This window comes from Sporosarcina sp. Y1004 (genome assembly GCF_057669665.1).
The window spans coordinates 26,132-41,699 of the sequence record NZ_JBYHFQ010000012.1 but is presented as its reverse complement, the minus strand read 5'-3'; the positions used below and the strand labels follow the sequence as shown (position 1 = coordinate 41,699).

Sequence of the window (15,568 nt, the reverse complement as noted above, 5' to 3'; positions counted from 1 at the left end):
TCCTGTTTTATTTAATATAGTTTACCCGGTTGAAGCCGAAAAAGAACCAAAGAGACACTTCTGTCTCTTTGGTTCTTTTTTTGTTATCCCCTACCAATAGACTCGCCACCCTTCGGTATGCCCAATTTGCCTATGGTAGATTCTAGTATATTTTCGTATACTAGAGTCATTGAAATCCAAAGGAGTTTTTAAATGTACAAGAAAATCATTTTCCCGTTTACTGTTGCGTTAATGTTCCTTTTTCAAGTCAGTGTACTAGACGTTTCTGCGGCTAATGTTTCACCCGGTGTCTATCATACAAAGGAATCTATAACCACCGGTGGCTATAAACAGACCGTCAACCAGCTATCTATCAATCTTAATCAGCCCTACACTACGATTGACGTTGGTGTCTCAAATCCAATAAACAAGCTCGCCTATGTTAGAAATCTAGCAAAACTACATACCCAAAACCAGAACCATGTAGTTGGCGCGATCAATGCTTCGTTCTTCCATTTTACGAATAAGTTTCCAAGCTATTTGTTGGTGAAAGATGGCATTATACAACATCTTGGGTCTGTATCCACAAATTATAACGACTTCATGCATACGCCGGCCGCATTCGGAATGACTTCCGACAACACAGCGAAAATAGGTACGTATGATTTGTCAGTCCAAGTTGAACATGCAGGTAAAACAGCTCGGTTAACTTCTCTAAACAAGGAACGAAATGTAGATGAAAGCATCCTGTTCACATCGAGTTGGTCATATGACAGAACAAGAACGAACGGTACAGGATTAGAAGTTGTTGTCGAAACCGCAACTTCTGTCGAACAGAATATTGCACTAGGTGAAAAAGTTACCGGTAAAGTCATTGGGATTCGTCCGAATGGACAAGCGACAAGCGCTTCTATCCCTGCAAATGGCCGTGGTTTCGTACTCTCCGCACATGGAAAAGAAGTCGATAAAATTCGTAATATGAAAATTGGCGACAGCGTTTCCGTTGCATACAACGTCGATGCCAGTTGGAAAGATTCGAAGTTCATGTTGGCTTCGGGCCCGCTTCTCGTACAAAATGGTAAAGTCGCCATGACGATTGACCCTAACAGCGGACGCGCAAAAGAACGTACTGCACGCACAGCTGTAGCTACAGATGCTACCGGCAAACGCGCATTTTTTGTCACAGCAGACTCAGGTCTTAAAGGAGTCAGTACTGGCATGACGCTACAAGAATTTGCGAACCATCTCGTTAAGGTAGGCGCTTATAACGCCATCAATTTAGACGGTGGCGGATCGACAACAATGGTGACACGGAAATACGGCGATGTCTATCCTACTCTTGCAAACCGTCCAACTAGCGGCAGCGAGCGTTCAGTGAATGCCATACTTGAGGCAGTGAGTACAGCACCTTATAGTGACCCGCACTTTATAAAAGCGAGTCAAGCACAACAAAGTCCGGTCATGGTTGGTGCTGCCGCTGACTTTGTAGTAAATTCCGTTCTGGACCAATATTACAACGTTCTCCCCATCGATCAGAAAAAATTGAAACTGGTGTCCGTAACGAATGGCATCGGAAAAATTGTAAACAATCAATTTCTAGGTACGAAAGCCGGTTCGGGAGCAGTCGTTGCTTCTTACGGGGATGCATCCGTAACAATACCCGTTACTGTAACAGATTCAATCGATGATTTACTGATCACCCCTTCCGACATTCGCATAGGTGCGGGTGAAAAAATAACTGTAAACGTCCAGGGCGTTCTAAAAGGCAACAAAGTGACCCTCAATCCGGATGCAGTTACATTTTCTGTCCCCTCAAATGTGGGTACAATTGAAGGTAACTTATTCACCGCAAATGCCAACGAAGCGACAGGCTTGATGACCGCAACAGTCGGCAAGGTAAGCAAAACCATACCTGTAACCGTTTCGGACAAACCCCTCACTTTGGGCTCGTTCGAATCAGTCAACGGACTAGAGGCAACGACAGCGCGCGCTACAGCATCACTTGCGCTTGAGAATAAGATCCAAGCTCATGACCAAAACGCTTCCGTACGGCTAAATTATGATTTTACAGGATATAAAGAAGGAACTTCAGCGGCTTACATGACATGGACAAACGGCTTAAAACTAGCCTCACAGCCGAAAAAACTCGGTGTTTGGGTATACGGTGACGGCAACAACCATTGGCTCCGCGGTTCCCTGAAGGATACTAACGGAAAAGAAATCGTGGTAGACTTCACGAAAGAAAATGGTTTGAACTGGACAGGTTGGAAATACGTCGAAGCGGTTATTCCTCATACCGCCGCTGCACCACTCACGTTGAACAAAATTTATATTGCCGAACAATCATCAGCGAAAAAAGACAAAGGGTTCTTGCTGTTCGATAAACTTCAAGTACTCTATTCCGATAAATCTTACGTAGAGCAAGCTTTTGTTCCCTCCCCGTCTGCACGGGAAGTAGCAACAAATAAAAAGTTCACTGTCACATTTTCACAAGCTATGAAAAAAGATTTTTTCACAAATAAGTATATCTATGTAGAAGATCGTAACGGTGTTCGTCAACCTGTTACGGTTTCAGCAAATGCAGATTCACGCAAAGTCGATATTTCCGCTCCAGAGGGTGGTTATACATCAGGCAGTAACTACCGACTGGTTGTTACGCATTTTGCCCAAAATTCTAAAGGTACCCCTATGGTAAAAGATAACGTAACAGAATTTAAAGTGAAATAAAAAAAGGATCATGGCTGACAATTGAGTCCAGTCATGGTCCTTTTTTTTACCTAAAAAAACGATGTCTCCGCTTATACAAGAAGCCCAAGTGTTGGTTGCTCATTTCAGGGGTATTGTAAACTCGTTTCCAGAACTCATTCGTGTTAAACTGGATTATTGATGATAATACTTTTACGATTGAGGTGATTAGTTGAAATTACGTGTAAACTATAGAGCTCTTGTAACATTACTCCTGACAATCGTCTATTTCTACTTTCTACTAATCGGTATCGAAACCTTATTGAGTGGAAGTTATGAGGAAACACTCATTTGGCGCAATGAAAAAACCGAAGCTTTCTTTTTCAACTTAATGATCATCTATTTTCTTTTCATTCTATTTTTAGGGTTGTTCAATCGCTATGTAATCAGCTTTATCCTTACAAATGGAATTGTACTCTTTCTTGCAATGATGAGTTATTTTAAGTTTAGTTTTTTAAGTGAATTTTTATATCCATGGGATTTGCTGCTTTATAATAATGTTTTAAATCTGTTGCCCAACATCTATCAACAAGCTAATATAACAAAAGTCGTTCTTGTTATTATAGGCGTAGTCGTTCTTATCTCCGCGATATTCACCTATATCCTAGTAAAAAAACCGGTACGGGTCATTCGTTTAAATTGGTGGATACGTTTACTGTTTGTCGGAATGAGTGTTGTGTACATAAGTACCTTCATCTTTTACCGTTCAGTCCCGCAAGTTGAATCGTCACTCAAGCTAGCTGGGGTGACCAATCTAACCTTCGACCAAAATCGAAACTATAAAACGAACGGTTTTTTTGTAACCTTCTTATTAAATATGCAAAGTGCAATCGTATTGCCACCAAAAGGCTATAACGAAGAGAATATAAACAAAATCGTGGATAACCTGCAGAAATCAGAATCGGGACAAACGAATCCTCCAAACACGAAACCTAATATCATCTTCATCATGAGCGAGTCTTTCTGGGATCCGACACTGATGGATAAAGTTACATTCGATGCAGATCCTATGCCAACGGTGAGGGAAACTCAATCCGGTTCGATTCTGACACCGACATTTGGAGGTGGAACGAGCAACGTCGAATTCGAAGCGCTGACTGGTTTTTCAAACGTATTTCTTCCAATTGGTTCCGTTCCGTACCAACAATACATTAAAGATCCACTCCCTGCCATGCCGTCATACTTATCGAGCTTAGGCTATCAAACGACCGCAATCCACCCTTACCCTAAATGGTTCTGGAACAGGGAAGAAGTTTACAAGCATTTTGGTTTTGATCAATTCATTGACATTGATGGCTTCAAAAACCCGATTTACAAAGGGCCGTTCGTTTCAGATGAACAAGTAACGAAGACAATTATCGAGCAAACCGAAATGGCTGAGGATCCGGCATTCATTTATGCAATAACGATGCAAAACCATACCGGCTATAGCGTGGATAAATATGACGAGTTCACCGTTAATGCACAGATGCAGACGGAAGTAGATCAAATCTTTAACGACATGCTCCGATCCTATACGCAAGGGGTTGCAGATGCCGATGCAGCGTTAAAAGAACTTATGGATTACTACAAAGATTCCGACGAACCCACAATCATCGTTTTTTTCGGCGACCATTTACCAGCCATTGGCCAAGATTACCGATTATACAAACTAGCTGATTTTGTCCCTTGGACAGCCGGAGAAGACAACTGGGAATTGGAGGATTACCGAAAAACCAGGACTACACCTCTCGTTCTTTGGAATAATTATGGGGCTGTAACGCCCGAACTGGGCACAATCAGTCCAACATTCCTGGGTCCCGCTGTTTTCGATATGGCTGGAATTGATAAACCTTTGTATTATTCACTGTTGGAAAACTTCAAAGAAGTCATGCCTGGGTATACACGGGAGCTCAAGATTGACGCAAATGACAACTTGCTATTGGTTACGCCGGATAAGGCAGAGAGGGCTAAAGAGGACTACCAGCTTATCCAATATGACCTGCTGTTTGGCGACCAGTACGGACGAAGTAAATTATTTGAGCAATAGTGAGTACAAGTTTAGAAAGGAGAGAAGGTATCCGTTCTAAACTTGTTTTTTTCATTTGTTGGATACCAAAATACCCTTCACCAACAACGGTGAGGGGTACTTATCATCTAACTTTATTTACTTTAATTCCAACTTCTCCATCATCTCTTGCCACATGACTTTGTAACCTGCCGCGGTCGGATGGGGACTTCGAGTTTCCATCAAATCTTCATACGCAACTTTGGGGTTATTGACAAGATACTCATTGATGGCGTCAAAATGAGAGATGAACGTATACCCTTTTTCTTTACTGATCCTCTTCAGCACATTGTCGATACTTTGTGCTGAAAAACGATAAGCATACGTCTCGTTCGTCGAAGGTGGCGGTGACATGACAATCATATATTCTGAACGCACGTCGACAATTTCGAGCAATTCTCGGATATTCGCTTCATACTCCTTTAAACTACTGTCAATGCGGTCGTTCGTACCAATCATAACAACAACGACATCTTCTTTCTGCCTCATTAATTGATCACTATTTTTCAATGTCCATGCTGCAGATTTCCCACTAATTCCTGCATTAGTCACATCAATCGTACCAAATTCCAGGTTTTTCATATACGCTCTTAATCGATTTGCCCAAACGTCTGTCGTATGAGTCGCTTCGCGATATACTTGGCCTTTATCATCACTGAAAATAATCCGGCCATCTTTCGGAATGAAATGCCCTTGCACCCCCATCCCCTCCGTGATACTATCGCCAATCAGCTTAATAGAAGAAACTTCTTGAGACATCAGCTTCTGAGACAGCTCGCTGTAAGAATTTGGGAGTGATTTAGTCAGTTTAAGCATCTCAGCTCTATACATGAAAACTGCGAACTCACCACGTTTCAACTGATCAGCTGTACCGAAACGCTCAGCAGTTTTTCCATTTGTAATGTTGTGGTCAACCATGCCAGCAACGGCTTCCCGATAACGCAAATTTACATCCTTAAAATGAATGTTCTTCACATTCCCCTGCAAATTATAAGCCGCTGCTTGGGTGAGCATCAACGCGACTTCTCCTCGCTTTAAATTGTCTTCGAATCCAAAATAACTTGCACTTTTACCATTTATAATACCTGCTTGTTTCAAAGAATGAATTGCGGCTGCCGCTCGTTTCGGAACATCGGAAAATTTTGTATTCTCAGCCCCAGAATCCGTCAAACCAAGCGCGTTCGCCAAAATAACTGCCGCACTCCCTCGCGTGATTTGTTGGTCCGTTCCAAATTGCGTCGCAGTAACACCTTTTGAATAGTTGTTCTCAACGAGAAATTCCACTGATTCAGCATAGTTGCTCGAGACGTCCTTAAAGGATGAAGTTGAAGCAAACGAAGGAACAGCTAAAGAAATAAGCACTATCATTATGATCGCCGATGTAACAAATCCACGATATATCATTGTTTTAAACGACATGTAACCGATTCCCCTTTCTATGCGTAATCCTAGATATTAGATAGTCAACTATTTTCATTTCAACCAATTGTTATTCAAATTCCGCTACCAATGAACGGACTTCCTTCAAATGCTTTTCAATATTTTCAGTCGTCACGTAAACGCCGAAATCATCTGTAGCCGGTCTTGTCGTCCTGTTCTCAATACGATTAGCGATCAAGTCACCTATTTCAGGATAGAAGTGATGCCCGTCATAGTAGTTATTGATATCATTCGTAACAGTATTCGGATACATGAAGTTCCAGACGCCTCCATAGACTTCTACTAAATCACGGATCCATACTTCGTAGTCATCATACAAACCGGTATCCACGAGTGCTTTGAACAGTTCCGTGGAGATGGGCGTTGTAAACACAATCATTTCACCATTGGGCACCGTATTTTTCACTTTAGCCATGATTTCCGCATATTTCGGATAATACGTGTAGTGTTCTCCGTAAAAAGTATCTTCAAATCTCTTGATTTTTTCACCCGTCATTTTTTCGATTTCATTTTCAGTCAGTTTTTTTGCGAATGCTTCCCCTTGCCTATTGTAAAGCCTATCTTCAGTAATCAAATTCCCTCTTGATAGATTGAAATTACTGATGGAGTATCCCAATACTTGTAGAGATAACAGGTTTTTTGTACGATAAAAAGGTTGACTGACTTTCGTTTCGTAATTGCTCACAGACCGCGCTGCTCCTGCTTCTTCTTCACTTGACTTAAAAAAGTCTACTCCGAGTATGATTCGTTCAATATCCTTGTTTTGCGACTGCGCATATAAAATATAACTATGGTACTCACGCATAGATAGGTTCGCAACTGAGGCATTGAAGACATTCCATTTACCGAATGCAGTAGGATGAATATAAGTGGACCTGCTACTCCCAACTAAAAGTGTATCGAAATCCTTTTCTTCAAATTGCAGCTGTGCTATTTTCTGCTCCCGCTCATTAATGACTTTTTGAACGTCGTTGTAAGCATGTGCATGACTGTAATGCCAGAGAGGGTCTATCCAGAAATTGAAGCTCACAACACTTGTTATGAGCACAGCGAATAAAATGACGATTGTACCTGTAAACTTTTTATCCGACATAAGATGATCCCCTTAGAAATTGAAATATAAGAACTCGCTCACTTGTTGCAGCTGCATCGTACTATAAAATAACAGTATAGAAATAAACAGAGCCAATAACACGTTTCGTTTTTGGTTATCCATAATTTCAACCGAGTTTTTTGCAAACCACGATAGAAGTAAACCAAATATCAAATAGAGCCCGATGATCCACAGTTTTTCATTAAACATGGTATAAAGACCTGTAAGTTGAACACCATTCAACCCGAACATTGCCTTCAGCACCGTTATCGCATCCGTAAATGTAGCTGCTCGGAAAAACACCCAAGCCAGGTGAACAAAAAGGAATGTCGTCATCCATGCCAGTACTTTATTCATCTTAAAGCCGGCCAGTTTCCACCAACGGCAGATGATACTTGCAACACCGTGCAACGTTCCCCAAACGATGAACGTCCAACCGGCTCCATGCCAAATTCCGCTGACGAAAAAAATAATGAAAATATTAATATACGTCCGATATTTCCCTTTTCGGTTCCCACCGAGCGGAATGTATAAATACGTCGTTAAAAACTTCGATAATGTAATATGCCATCTACGCCAGAAGTCTTGGATATCTAGCGCTTTATAAGGTGAGTTGAAGTTGATTGGCATTTTAATATTGAATAATAATGCCAGTCCAATCGCCATATCAGAGTATCCGCTAAAGTCAAAATAGAGCTGTAGCGTATAGGATAATGAAGTAATCCAACTGTCGATAAACGTCAGTGAATCAACTGAGCCATAGCCGCTATTTGCATACTTAGCAAAAACATCAGCAATCGCTACTTTTTTAAATAGACCAATTGCAAAAATAATAAGACCTTTCGATATGTTTCCGAATTGGATTGAGTAGGTCTTTTTGTCGCTGAATTGTGGCATCATTTGACCATGATAGACGATAGGACCCGCAATGAGCTGCGGGAAGAGCATGACGAATATGCTGTAGTTCAGAAAACTGTACTTTTTTGTTTCCAATATATATGAATCGACTATATAAGCGATTTGTTGAAATGTGTAAAAACTGATCGCCAAAGGTAATAATATATTTTTCAACGGAATATTCGTATCGAAAAAGAAGTTGACATTTTCAAGGAAAAAGTCAAAGTACTTAAAGTAGCCGAGTAACAATACATTGAAAAGAATTCCGATTGTCGCGACTACCTTACGAAATTTGCCACCCTTATCCTTGCCCAAAAACGCCCCGATTGTAAAGTTCACAAGCAACGAAGTGATAATGAGCGGCAAATAAGCTGGATTCCAAAAGCCATAGAAAAATACCGAAGCTGCGAGTAACCATGCTTTTGCAAATGGGATATGAAGTCTTCCTAATATGTAATAAAGCACCCATACGATAGGTAAGAATAGAAAAATAAACTCAAATGAATTAAATATCACGATGCAAGTCACCTTTACTCTATAAAGTTAGCGTACATCTTATCTTAACAGGAATCTTCAATAATATCTTGTCGTGATTGATTGTGTTTTAGCAAAATTAAAAAAGAAAGTAAGAGGAGGTAATAGAAATAGCCCCTTGATCCACAGTTAAGGATCAAGGGGCTACTTCTCGATTCATACTAATTCGCGTCACCAGAAAAGATAGACATAATTGTTTTAGAACCTATTTTCCGTCTTACAGATTTATAGTAACTTCTGTTTATTCTTTAATGGTCACGGTGTCGATAAAATGCCCGTACAAAACCTACGACAGCATTTCGTAGAACACTGGGATCCACGTTACCCTATAGATATTGTTTTAATCCCTGGGACGCGAATTTCAATTCACTTATTTCACTTGTGATATATACTCATAATCTTTATTTCCATCATTGATTGTATACTTAACATAGTTATTATCAGTTTTCCATATGCCAATCCTAAAAGTAACAGAAATTTGAAATCGCTCGTATGAATGTATTATTGTATTGATTCCACTAGATTCTAATTGTTCCTTATTATATGAACCTCTAGATGCAGTCCCACTAAAAATCTCCACGTTCTTCACAGTTAATACATCAGAACTAAGGTTTTGAAAAGAAGTACTTAACGCATCAATTCGATTATTAATTGTAATTGATGCATATGTGTTTAGAAATATTTCAGGTTTGTATATTTCTATCATTTTAGCTTCTGCAGCTTCCAAAACGTCTAGTCCACTTATAATTGCTTGAGCATTCAGAGTATAGGCCGCATTAACGTATTCTCTGACCGTCTTCACTGCTCGAACATCATTGTTTGTTAAGTTTTCAATAGCAGGTAATGCTTCTATTGCATCTTCTGCTTTTGTAATCGCCGCTTTAATCTCTCTCTCTTTTTTAAGTTCAACTATTACCACTTCAGCTTCTTCCAATTTTTCAATACCGACGATAATTGCTTGAGCATCTAACGTATAAACTGCGCTCACAAAATCTCTAGCTTTCGTCACATCCACTTCATTTTCAAGCGTCACCTGACTTGGTTCAGGTACTGCTGCTATTGCATTTTCTGCGTTTTCAATGGCCTTTATAAGTTTTTCTTGTGCTATCAATATCTTAATCTGTTTTTCTGCAGCAATAAGCTCGGGCAAACCATTTACTTCAGCTTTACTATCTATTTCAAGAACTTTGGTTACTAGTAGCCGCGCTTTTTGAATATCATCCGAATCAGACATTTTTATAACATCAATAGAAGGTAGTTCGGATATTGCTAATTCCGCCGCTTCAATAGCAGGTGTCAATGTGTCCTCTTTTTCAACAGTGACTTTAATAATGAGATCTTCAGCCTTATTGCCAGCTTTGTCTTTTGCGCTGAAAGTAATTGTGTAAACTCCTGGCACAGAGGTATCCACTTCAGTTTGTTTCTCATTTTCAAGCATAATTACATGTGTAACTGCTACGAATTCGTCTTTATCGTCTGTTGCAGTAACATTAGGAAGTACGTATTCTTCATCAAAACGAATAGTAACTTCCGTTTCTCCAATAGTATTAAGTTTAGGCGCTACCTTATCAGACGATCTTTCATTCTTAATCAGTTCAGCTCTATAAACGAAAATGGCATATTCTCCACGTTTGATATTGTCGTTCGTTCCAAAACTTGTCGCAGACTTACCACTTGTAACTTGGTTATCAACCAAACCAGCTATTGCTTCCTGGTATCGTAAATTAACGTCAGTAAACTTAATATTTTCCGTATTTCCCTTAAGGTCATATGCAGAGGCATTCGTTAGCATCAAAGCAATTTCCCCACGTTTAAGTAAATCATTGAATCCGAACTTTGTTGCACTTTTCCCAGAAATGATACCCGCATCTTTTAACGCATTAATTGCACCAGTAGCACGTAGTGGGACATCAGTGAAACCCGCCTTAGGAGCATCAGCATTTACCATTCCTAATGCGTTTGCCAAAATGACGGCAGCATCACCACGTTTGATTTGGTTATCAATTCCGAATTTCGTTTCAGTAATCCCTAGTGAAAGGTTGTTATTGACCAGGTAATTTACAGATTCTGAGTAAATCTTTGAAACATCTGTGAAAGCGGATGTTTCACCATTCGCGGAAACTTCCGGTACTACAGCTGATGAAACAAGTACCGCCAATACTGCTGGAACAAGTAGTTTACAAAAAAGATGTGATTTTAAAGACATTTAATATATCCCCCAATTAATCGTTATATAATTCTTTTAAACTAATAAAATAATCACTCCTAATTGTACTATAATCCTAATGAATAGATCATGGTAACTTTACGTCCAAAACACCTTTAATTGGTATTATCCCAGCCGCAATTCGCCTAGAAACGTTAATTCGTCAAATTGAAATACATGCCTCAAAATTAAAAAAGGGGAAATGAGCCATTATTGAGCTCATTTCCCCTTCTCTTATTCTGTTATTTATTGTCCATAAAATAGAGTCAACTTTCTGTTTATTATTGAATGATAAGTCCGCTATGTGGATAAAAAGTGACATTGAAACTACTTTTCCCACTATCCACCTGCATCCGGTACACAAGCCGACGATAATCCTTATCCGTGTATATATCATATACATTCTCGTAATTAGAATTGAGCAACTTCACGCTTACAGGAGATGATTTATAGCGTTCGTAATCATTTTTTACGATTTGGAGTGATTCCTCTTTTGAAAGTTCAAAGCTTCCCGCCCCTACATGATTCCAGTCGTATCCTGACAGTTTCCATTTGCCCGATTGCTTTTCAAACGCATACTCCAAATAACCGGCAGCCGCAAGCGGAGCATCAAAGGAAATCGTACGAATTCGGACTAGATTTGATGTGTTTTCAAGAATTTCGAAACGATAATCTGTTTCATCCATTAAAATTGGAAAAAGACCCATATCACAGTTTGTACACATACTAGCATAATAATTTTTTAAATCAGAATCTATAAACTGCTGAGTGGCATTTTTCAATAGTTCTGTGCGAACTATGCTGAATTGGGATTTCTGATGTTTAAAACTGTTAATCGTAGCTTCGATTGTAACTGGTAACCTGTAGACTAAATTCAGTATTTCTTCTTTTCTCAAGGGTGTATTGGAATCAACTTCTGTAACCTTAGGTACATTTAATGCACGATACATAAACGCTGCATACTGAGCACGTGTCACGGAATCGTTTGGTTTAAAATACCCCTGATCACCAACTGTGATCCCGTTTGAATACAAAGCCTGAACATGCGTAAAACCCCAATAGTAATACCATATGTCCGGAATTACTGTGAAGGATTCAATATTCAAGTCAAATGCTACATCTAGCACCTTAGCCATCTGTATTCGTGTGAGCGGAGCGTCAGGATTGAAGTTTCCATTGTGATCACCGCTAAAGATACCCGCTTGGGAAACTCTTAAAATTGCATCGTAGTTGGGATGGCTCGTAGGCACATCCTTGTAACGGATATTTGTGTCCTTCTTCACTACCAATTGTAATTCATTGTTCAATAACTGGGCAACATGCTTACGTGCAACTTTTTCGTTTGGCCTGAACGTGCCATCCAGATAGCCATTAATCAGTCCTCTCTCTTGCATGCTCTGAATTACTTCCCAAAAACGGTGGTTTGGAGGAACGTCCTTAAATGACTGCGATAAAGCTTTCACCTGTATACTGAGAGACAAAACTGCTGCGACAACAATGCATCCAATCCATCGCCACATCCAACGATTTTTCAACTAATACCCCCTCCTCTTTTATGGATTATAATTACCATTATACCGAAATTAATCCAATTTAGCTACGACAATTGTTAATTTTTTCCGTGAACTCTAACAGATCTAGTTTTGGATGCTAACGTTTTTCTTATAATGTGGCGAGTACAAGCTACAATAATAGAGGTATAGAATCTAAGGCAAAAGAAACAGTCCATTGACCCATAGAGGATCAAAGGACTGTTTCCCATTCAACAACCTATCCCGTATCATCGGTAATGAATTGTCTGAGTTATATTAGAACCTGGTACCCAAAACAACAGGGCTTTAGTGTTTAAATATTAGTTAGTTTTCACATTGATAGTTGAAGTTGCTAGAGGAACTACTTCACCAGTTCCAGTTACATAAGCTACTAATGTTCCTTCTGCGTTATTAGCTACCGTCCCTTCAACCATACCTGAGGAGATAGAAGGTGCTGTTGTAAAATCAGATGCAGTTCCTGAATATTTAACAGCTAAAGTACCTAATACTTCTTCAGCATCTTTAGTCTTATCTTCATCAAGGTCTACATAGATATCGCCATTTTTATCTAGTTGAGCTCTTAATGTGTTATCGCTTAATGTGATATTAGATGGCTTTAATATAACTAAATCTGATAACGCTGCAGCTGTTGTAATATCTTTAACTTCTTCAAATTGTACTGTTTTGATAGTTGGAGTAGAATTTGAAACGGTGATTGTTACCGAAGCTCTTGTTACAGTTCCTTCTTTAATAAGGATATTTGTAGTACCTGCTTTTTTACCAGTAACCGCAATTGTCTTAGTATCAGCATCCACTACAGCATCTGCAACAGCAGCATTAGAAGAAGATACAGCGTAAGCTCCACCACTTACGGCTTCAGAACCAATTTTGAAACCATCTTTATTGTATGTGTTCCAAAGAAGATTTACTTTGTTATCATCAGAAGCAAATATCACATCTAGGTTTAAGTCTTTTCCAGAGTTAGCTATTTCAAGTTTTCTGCTAGCCACTTTAGCATCGTCAGAGATTGATACTGTAACTGTGTTTAAAACTTTCGTGCTATCTGCATTTTTAATTTCTAAAGTTGTATTTCCTTTAGCAGCAGCAACTGGTGTAACTTCAAATTCCGCTTTTCCGTTGACTACCTTTACAGCTTGGACTGATGCGTTAGTGATATCTGTATTTTTAGATACTACATTAACAGTACCTTCAAACTCGTCACCATATTGGTCAACTACAGTAGATGCAACTGTATCGCTGTTTCCATTGTAAAGTTTAACTGAAGTAGAACTTGGATCTACAGTCGTAGCAACACGAGCACCACTTGTAACAGTTAATGGCACTTCAACTTTTGCATCATCTGAAGTTATTGTAAAAACTACTGAACCCGGACTTATTGGCGTAATTTCTCCACTTCCATCAATAGTAGCTACCGAAGGATTAGAAGATTTGTAAGTTAAAGTTGGATTTGCAACAGTGGCACCACTTAGAGATGTTACTTTACCTACATCTAAAGTAGTTGCACCATCTTGAACAGAAACTTTACCACTCTTCACAGCAACGTTACCTTGGCTTACTTTCGTTTCTCCAATTGTTGATACATATGCTGCAAAATCAAGAACTTTTACTTCTTTAAGTTCAGATTCAACTTTCTTATCACCTTTAGTGATTACAACTTTATAAGCAAATTTATCACCAGTAGCAATTTTTGCTTCATCAATTTCACCTGTTGAAGCATCAACTAATACGTCAGAAGTTGCTTGAAACTCAACAGTATATCCAGCTTGCTTTAACGTTTCAACATTAGCTGAAACACTTTCGTTGTTAATCATGAATGAAAGGTACTGTTTATCTTTCTCTTCATCAAGACGAACATCTGAAGCTGAAATTGAGGCAACATCTAATGAGTAAGCGAAAGCAAATTCAGTTACTTTATCTTTCTCACCTTCAACTTTCTCTGTATATTTCACTTTTAATTCTTTATCTGGTTCAAAAGTTTTTTCAAATGTCAATGTAGCAGACAGTTTGTCTTCACTTACTTTGTAAGAAACAACCTTATTACCTTCTAAGTTGAAGTCTTCAGCTTTTACATGGTCTAATGCTGAACCAGTGACTTTTAGTTCTTTATGGTTCATCGCCGTTACCGATTCGACTTCAGGTGTAGCTGCTTCAAGAGTTTCTGCTTTATATACGAAAATAGCAAACTCTCCACGTTTAATATCAGCGCTTGTACCGAAACTAGTTGCTGTTTTACCAGAAGTGATTCCAGCTTCCACCATACCCGCTACTGCAGATTCGTAACGTGCACCAACATCAGTGAACTTCAATTTAGAAGTATCACCTTTAAGGTCGTATGCTTTAGCGTTCGCTAAAATAAGTGCAACTTCGCCACGAGTCAAGTTATCTTCGAAGCCGAATTTCGTTGTTGTTTTACCGTTAATAACGCCAGCTGCTTTCAAAGAATTGATCGCAAGAGCTGCACGTGCTGGAACGTCAGAGAATCCACTTGCAGGAGCCTTTTCGTCTTGTAGTCCGAGCGCTTTAGCGAGAATGATTGCTGCGTCTCCACGTTTGATTGTTTTTTGTACGCCGAATGATGTTTCAGTCAAACCGCTAGTCAGATTATTAGATACTAGGTATTCTACTGCAGCTTTGTAGTTACCTGTAGCGTCCGTGAAAGATGCTGTTGTTACAGAAGCTGATGCAACTGGAACGAGTGCAGATGCAACAAGTGAAGCTGTCGCGGCTGTTGCTACGAATTTTTTGTAAGATTTTAGTTGTAAAGCCATTTGTATTATTCCTCCCTATTTTAGGCAATTCTATTTTTGTTGATGTTTATCAACTAGTAAGTATTTATATCGCCTATAATTCTATTATTACCTGCGCAGTGATTTCTAAACCGAAATAGTAGAACTGTAAAGAATGTAAGGTTATTGAATTCTTTGCGTTTAACTGTAATGTATCTTTCGATTTGGGCATTGGGTACCAGTTCATAAAGGATCAAAGGACTGTTTACCATTCAACAACCTATTCCGCATTAACGTAAATGAGTTGTCTGAATTGTGTTAGAACCCGGTACCCGAAATCAATAAATT

8 protein-coding genes are annotated in these 15,568 nt (G+C 39.3%); 2 read left to right on the top strand and 6 right to left on the bottom strand.

Going from position 1 to position 15,568, the window contains the following annotated elements:
• The first annotated feature begins 192 nt into the window (after positions 1-192).
• Both AC25Y6_RS10055 and AC25Y6_RS10050 read left to right on the top strand, forming a co-directional pair.
• A complete protein-coding gene (locus AC25Y6_RS10055) occupies positions 193-2,706 on the top strand; it encodes a phosphodiester glycosidase family protein (RefSeq protein WP_488142917.1) in 2,514 nt (837 codons plus the stop codon).
• Positions 2,707-2,896: 190 nt separating this feature from the next.
• Positions 2,897-4,753, top strand: a complete 1,857-nt coding sequence (locus AC25Y6_RS10050) for an LTA synthase family protein (protein ID WP_488142916.1) — start codon at positions 2,897-2,899, stop codon at positions 4,751-4,753.
• 117 nt (positions 4,754-4,870) lie between these two features.
• Here the strand turns inward: AC25Y6_RS10050 and AC25Y6_RS10045 are convergent, their stop codons facing one another.
• The 6 genes from AC25Y6_RS10045 to AC25Y6_RS10020 form a co-directional block, all read right to left on the bottom strand.
• Positions 4,871-6,190, bottom strand: coding sequence for an S-layer homology domain-containing protein (locus AC25Y6_RS10045; RefSeq protein WP_488142915.1), 1,320 nt, complete (start codon positions 6,188-6,190; stop codon positions 4,871-4,873).
• Positions 6,191-6,260: 70 nt separating this feature from the next.
• Positions 6,261-7,304: a hypothetical protein gene (locus tag AC25Y6_RS10040; RefSeq protein WP_488142914.1), complete on the bottom strand. Its 1,044-nt coding sequence runs from the start codon at positions 7,302-7,304 to the stop codon at positions 6,261-6,263.
• Between the two features lie 12 nt (positions 7,305-7,316).
• Positions 7,317-8,717, bottom strand: coding sequence for an MBOAT family O-acyltransferase (locus AC25Y6_RS10035; RefSeq protein ID WP_488142913.1), 1,401 nt, complete (start codon positions 8,715-8,717; stop codon positions 7,317-7,319).
• Between the two features lie 388 nt (positions 8,718-9,105).
• The gene (locus tag AC25Y6_RS10030) at positions 9,106-10,941 is read right to left on the bottom strand and encodes an S-layer homology domain-containing protein (RefSeq protein ID WP_488142912.1); all 1,836 of its coding nucleotides are present in this window, start codon (positions 10,939-10,941) and stop codon (positions 9,106-9,108) included.
• A 281-nt stretch (positions 10,942-11,222) separates the two neighbouring features.
• Complete coding sequence (locus AC25Y6_RS10025) at positions 11,223-12,476, bottom strand: S-layer homology domain-containing protein (protein WP_488142911.1); 1,254 nt, start codon at positions 12,474-12,476, stop codon at positions 11,223-11,225.
• A 317-nt stretch (positions 12,477-12,793) separates the two neighbouring features.
• Positions 12,794-15,262 carry an Ig-like domain-containing protein gene (locus AC25Y6_RS10020; RefSeq protein WP_488142910.1) on the bottom strand — a complete coding sequence of 823 codons (2,469 nt, stop codon included), beginning with the start codon at positions 15,260-15,262 and terminating at the stop codon, positions 12,794-12,796.
• Between the last annotated feature and the right edge of the window lie 306 nt (positions 15,263-15,568).

Coding starts and splice junctions, on each gene's coding strand:
- AC25Y6_RS10020 (WP_488142910.1), bottom strand. CDS start 15,262: ATGGCTTTACAACTAAAATCTTACAAAAAATTCGTAGCAACAGCCGCG.
- AC25Y6_RS10045 (WP_488142915.1), bottom strand. CDS start 6,190: ATGTCGTTTAAAACAATGATATATCGTGGATTTGTTACATCGGCGATC.
- AC25Y6_RS10055 (WP_488142917.1), top strand. CDS start 193: ATGTACAAGAAAATCATTTTCCCGTTTACTGTTGCGTTAATGTTCCTT.
- AC25Y6_RS10040 (WP_488142914.1), bottom strand. CDS start 7,304: ATGTCGGATAAAAAGTTTACAGGTACAATCGTCATTTTATTCGCTGTG.
- AC25Y6_RS10030 (WP_488142912.1), bottom strand. CDS start 10,941: ATGTCTTTAAAATCACATCTTTTTTGTAAACTACTTGTTCCAGCAGTA.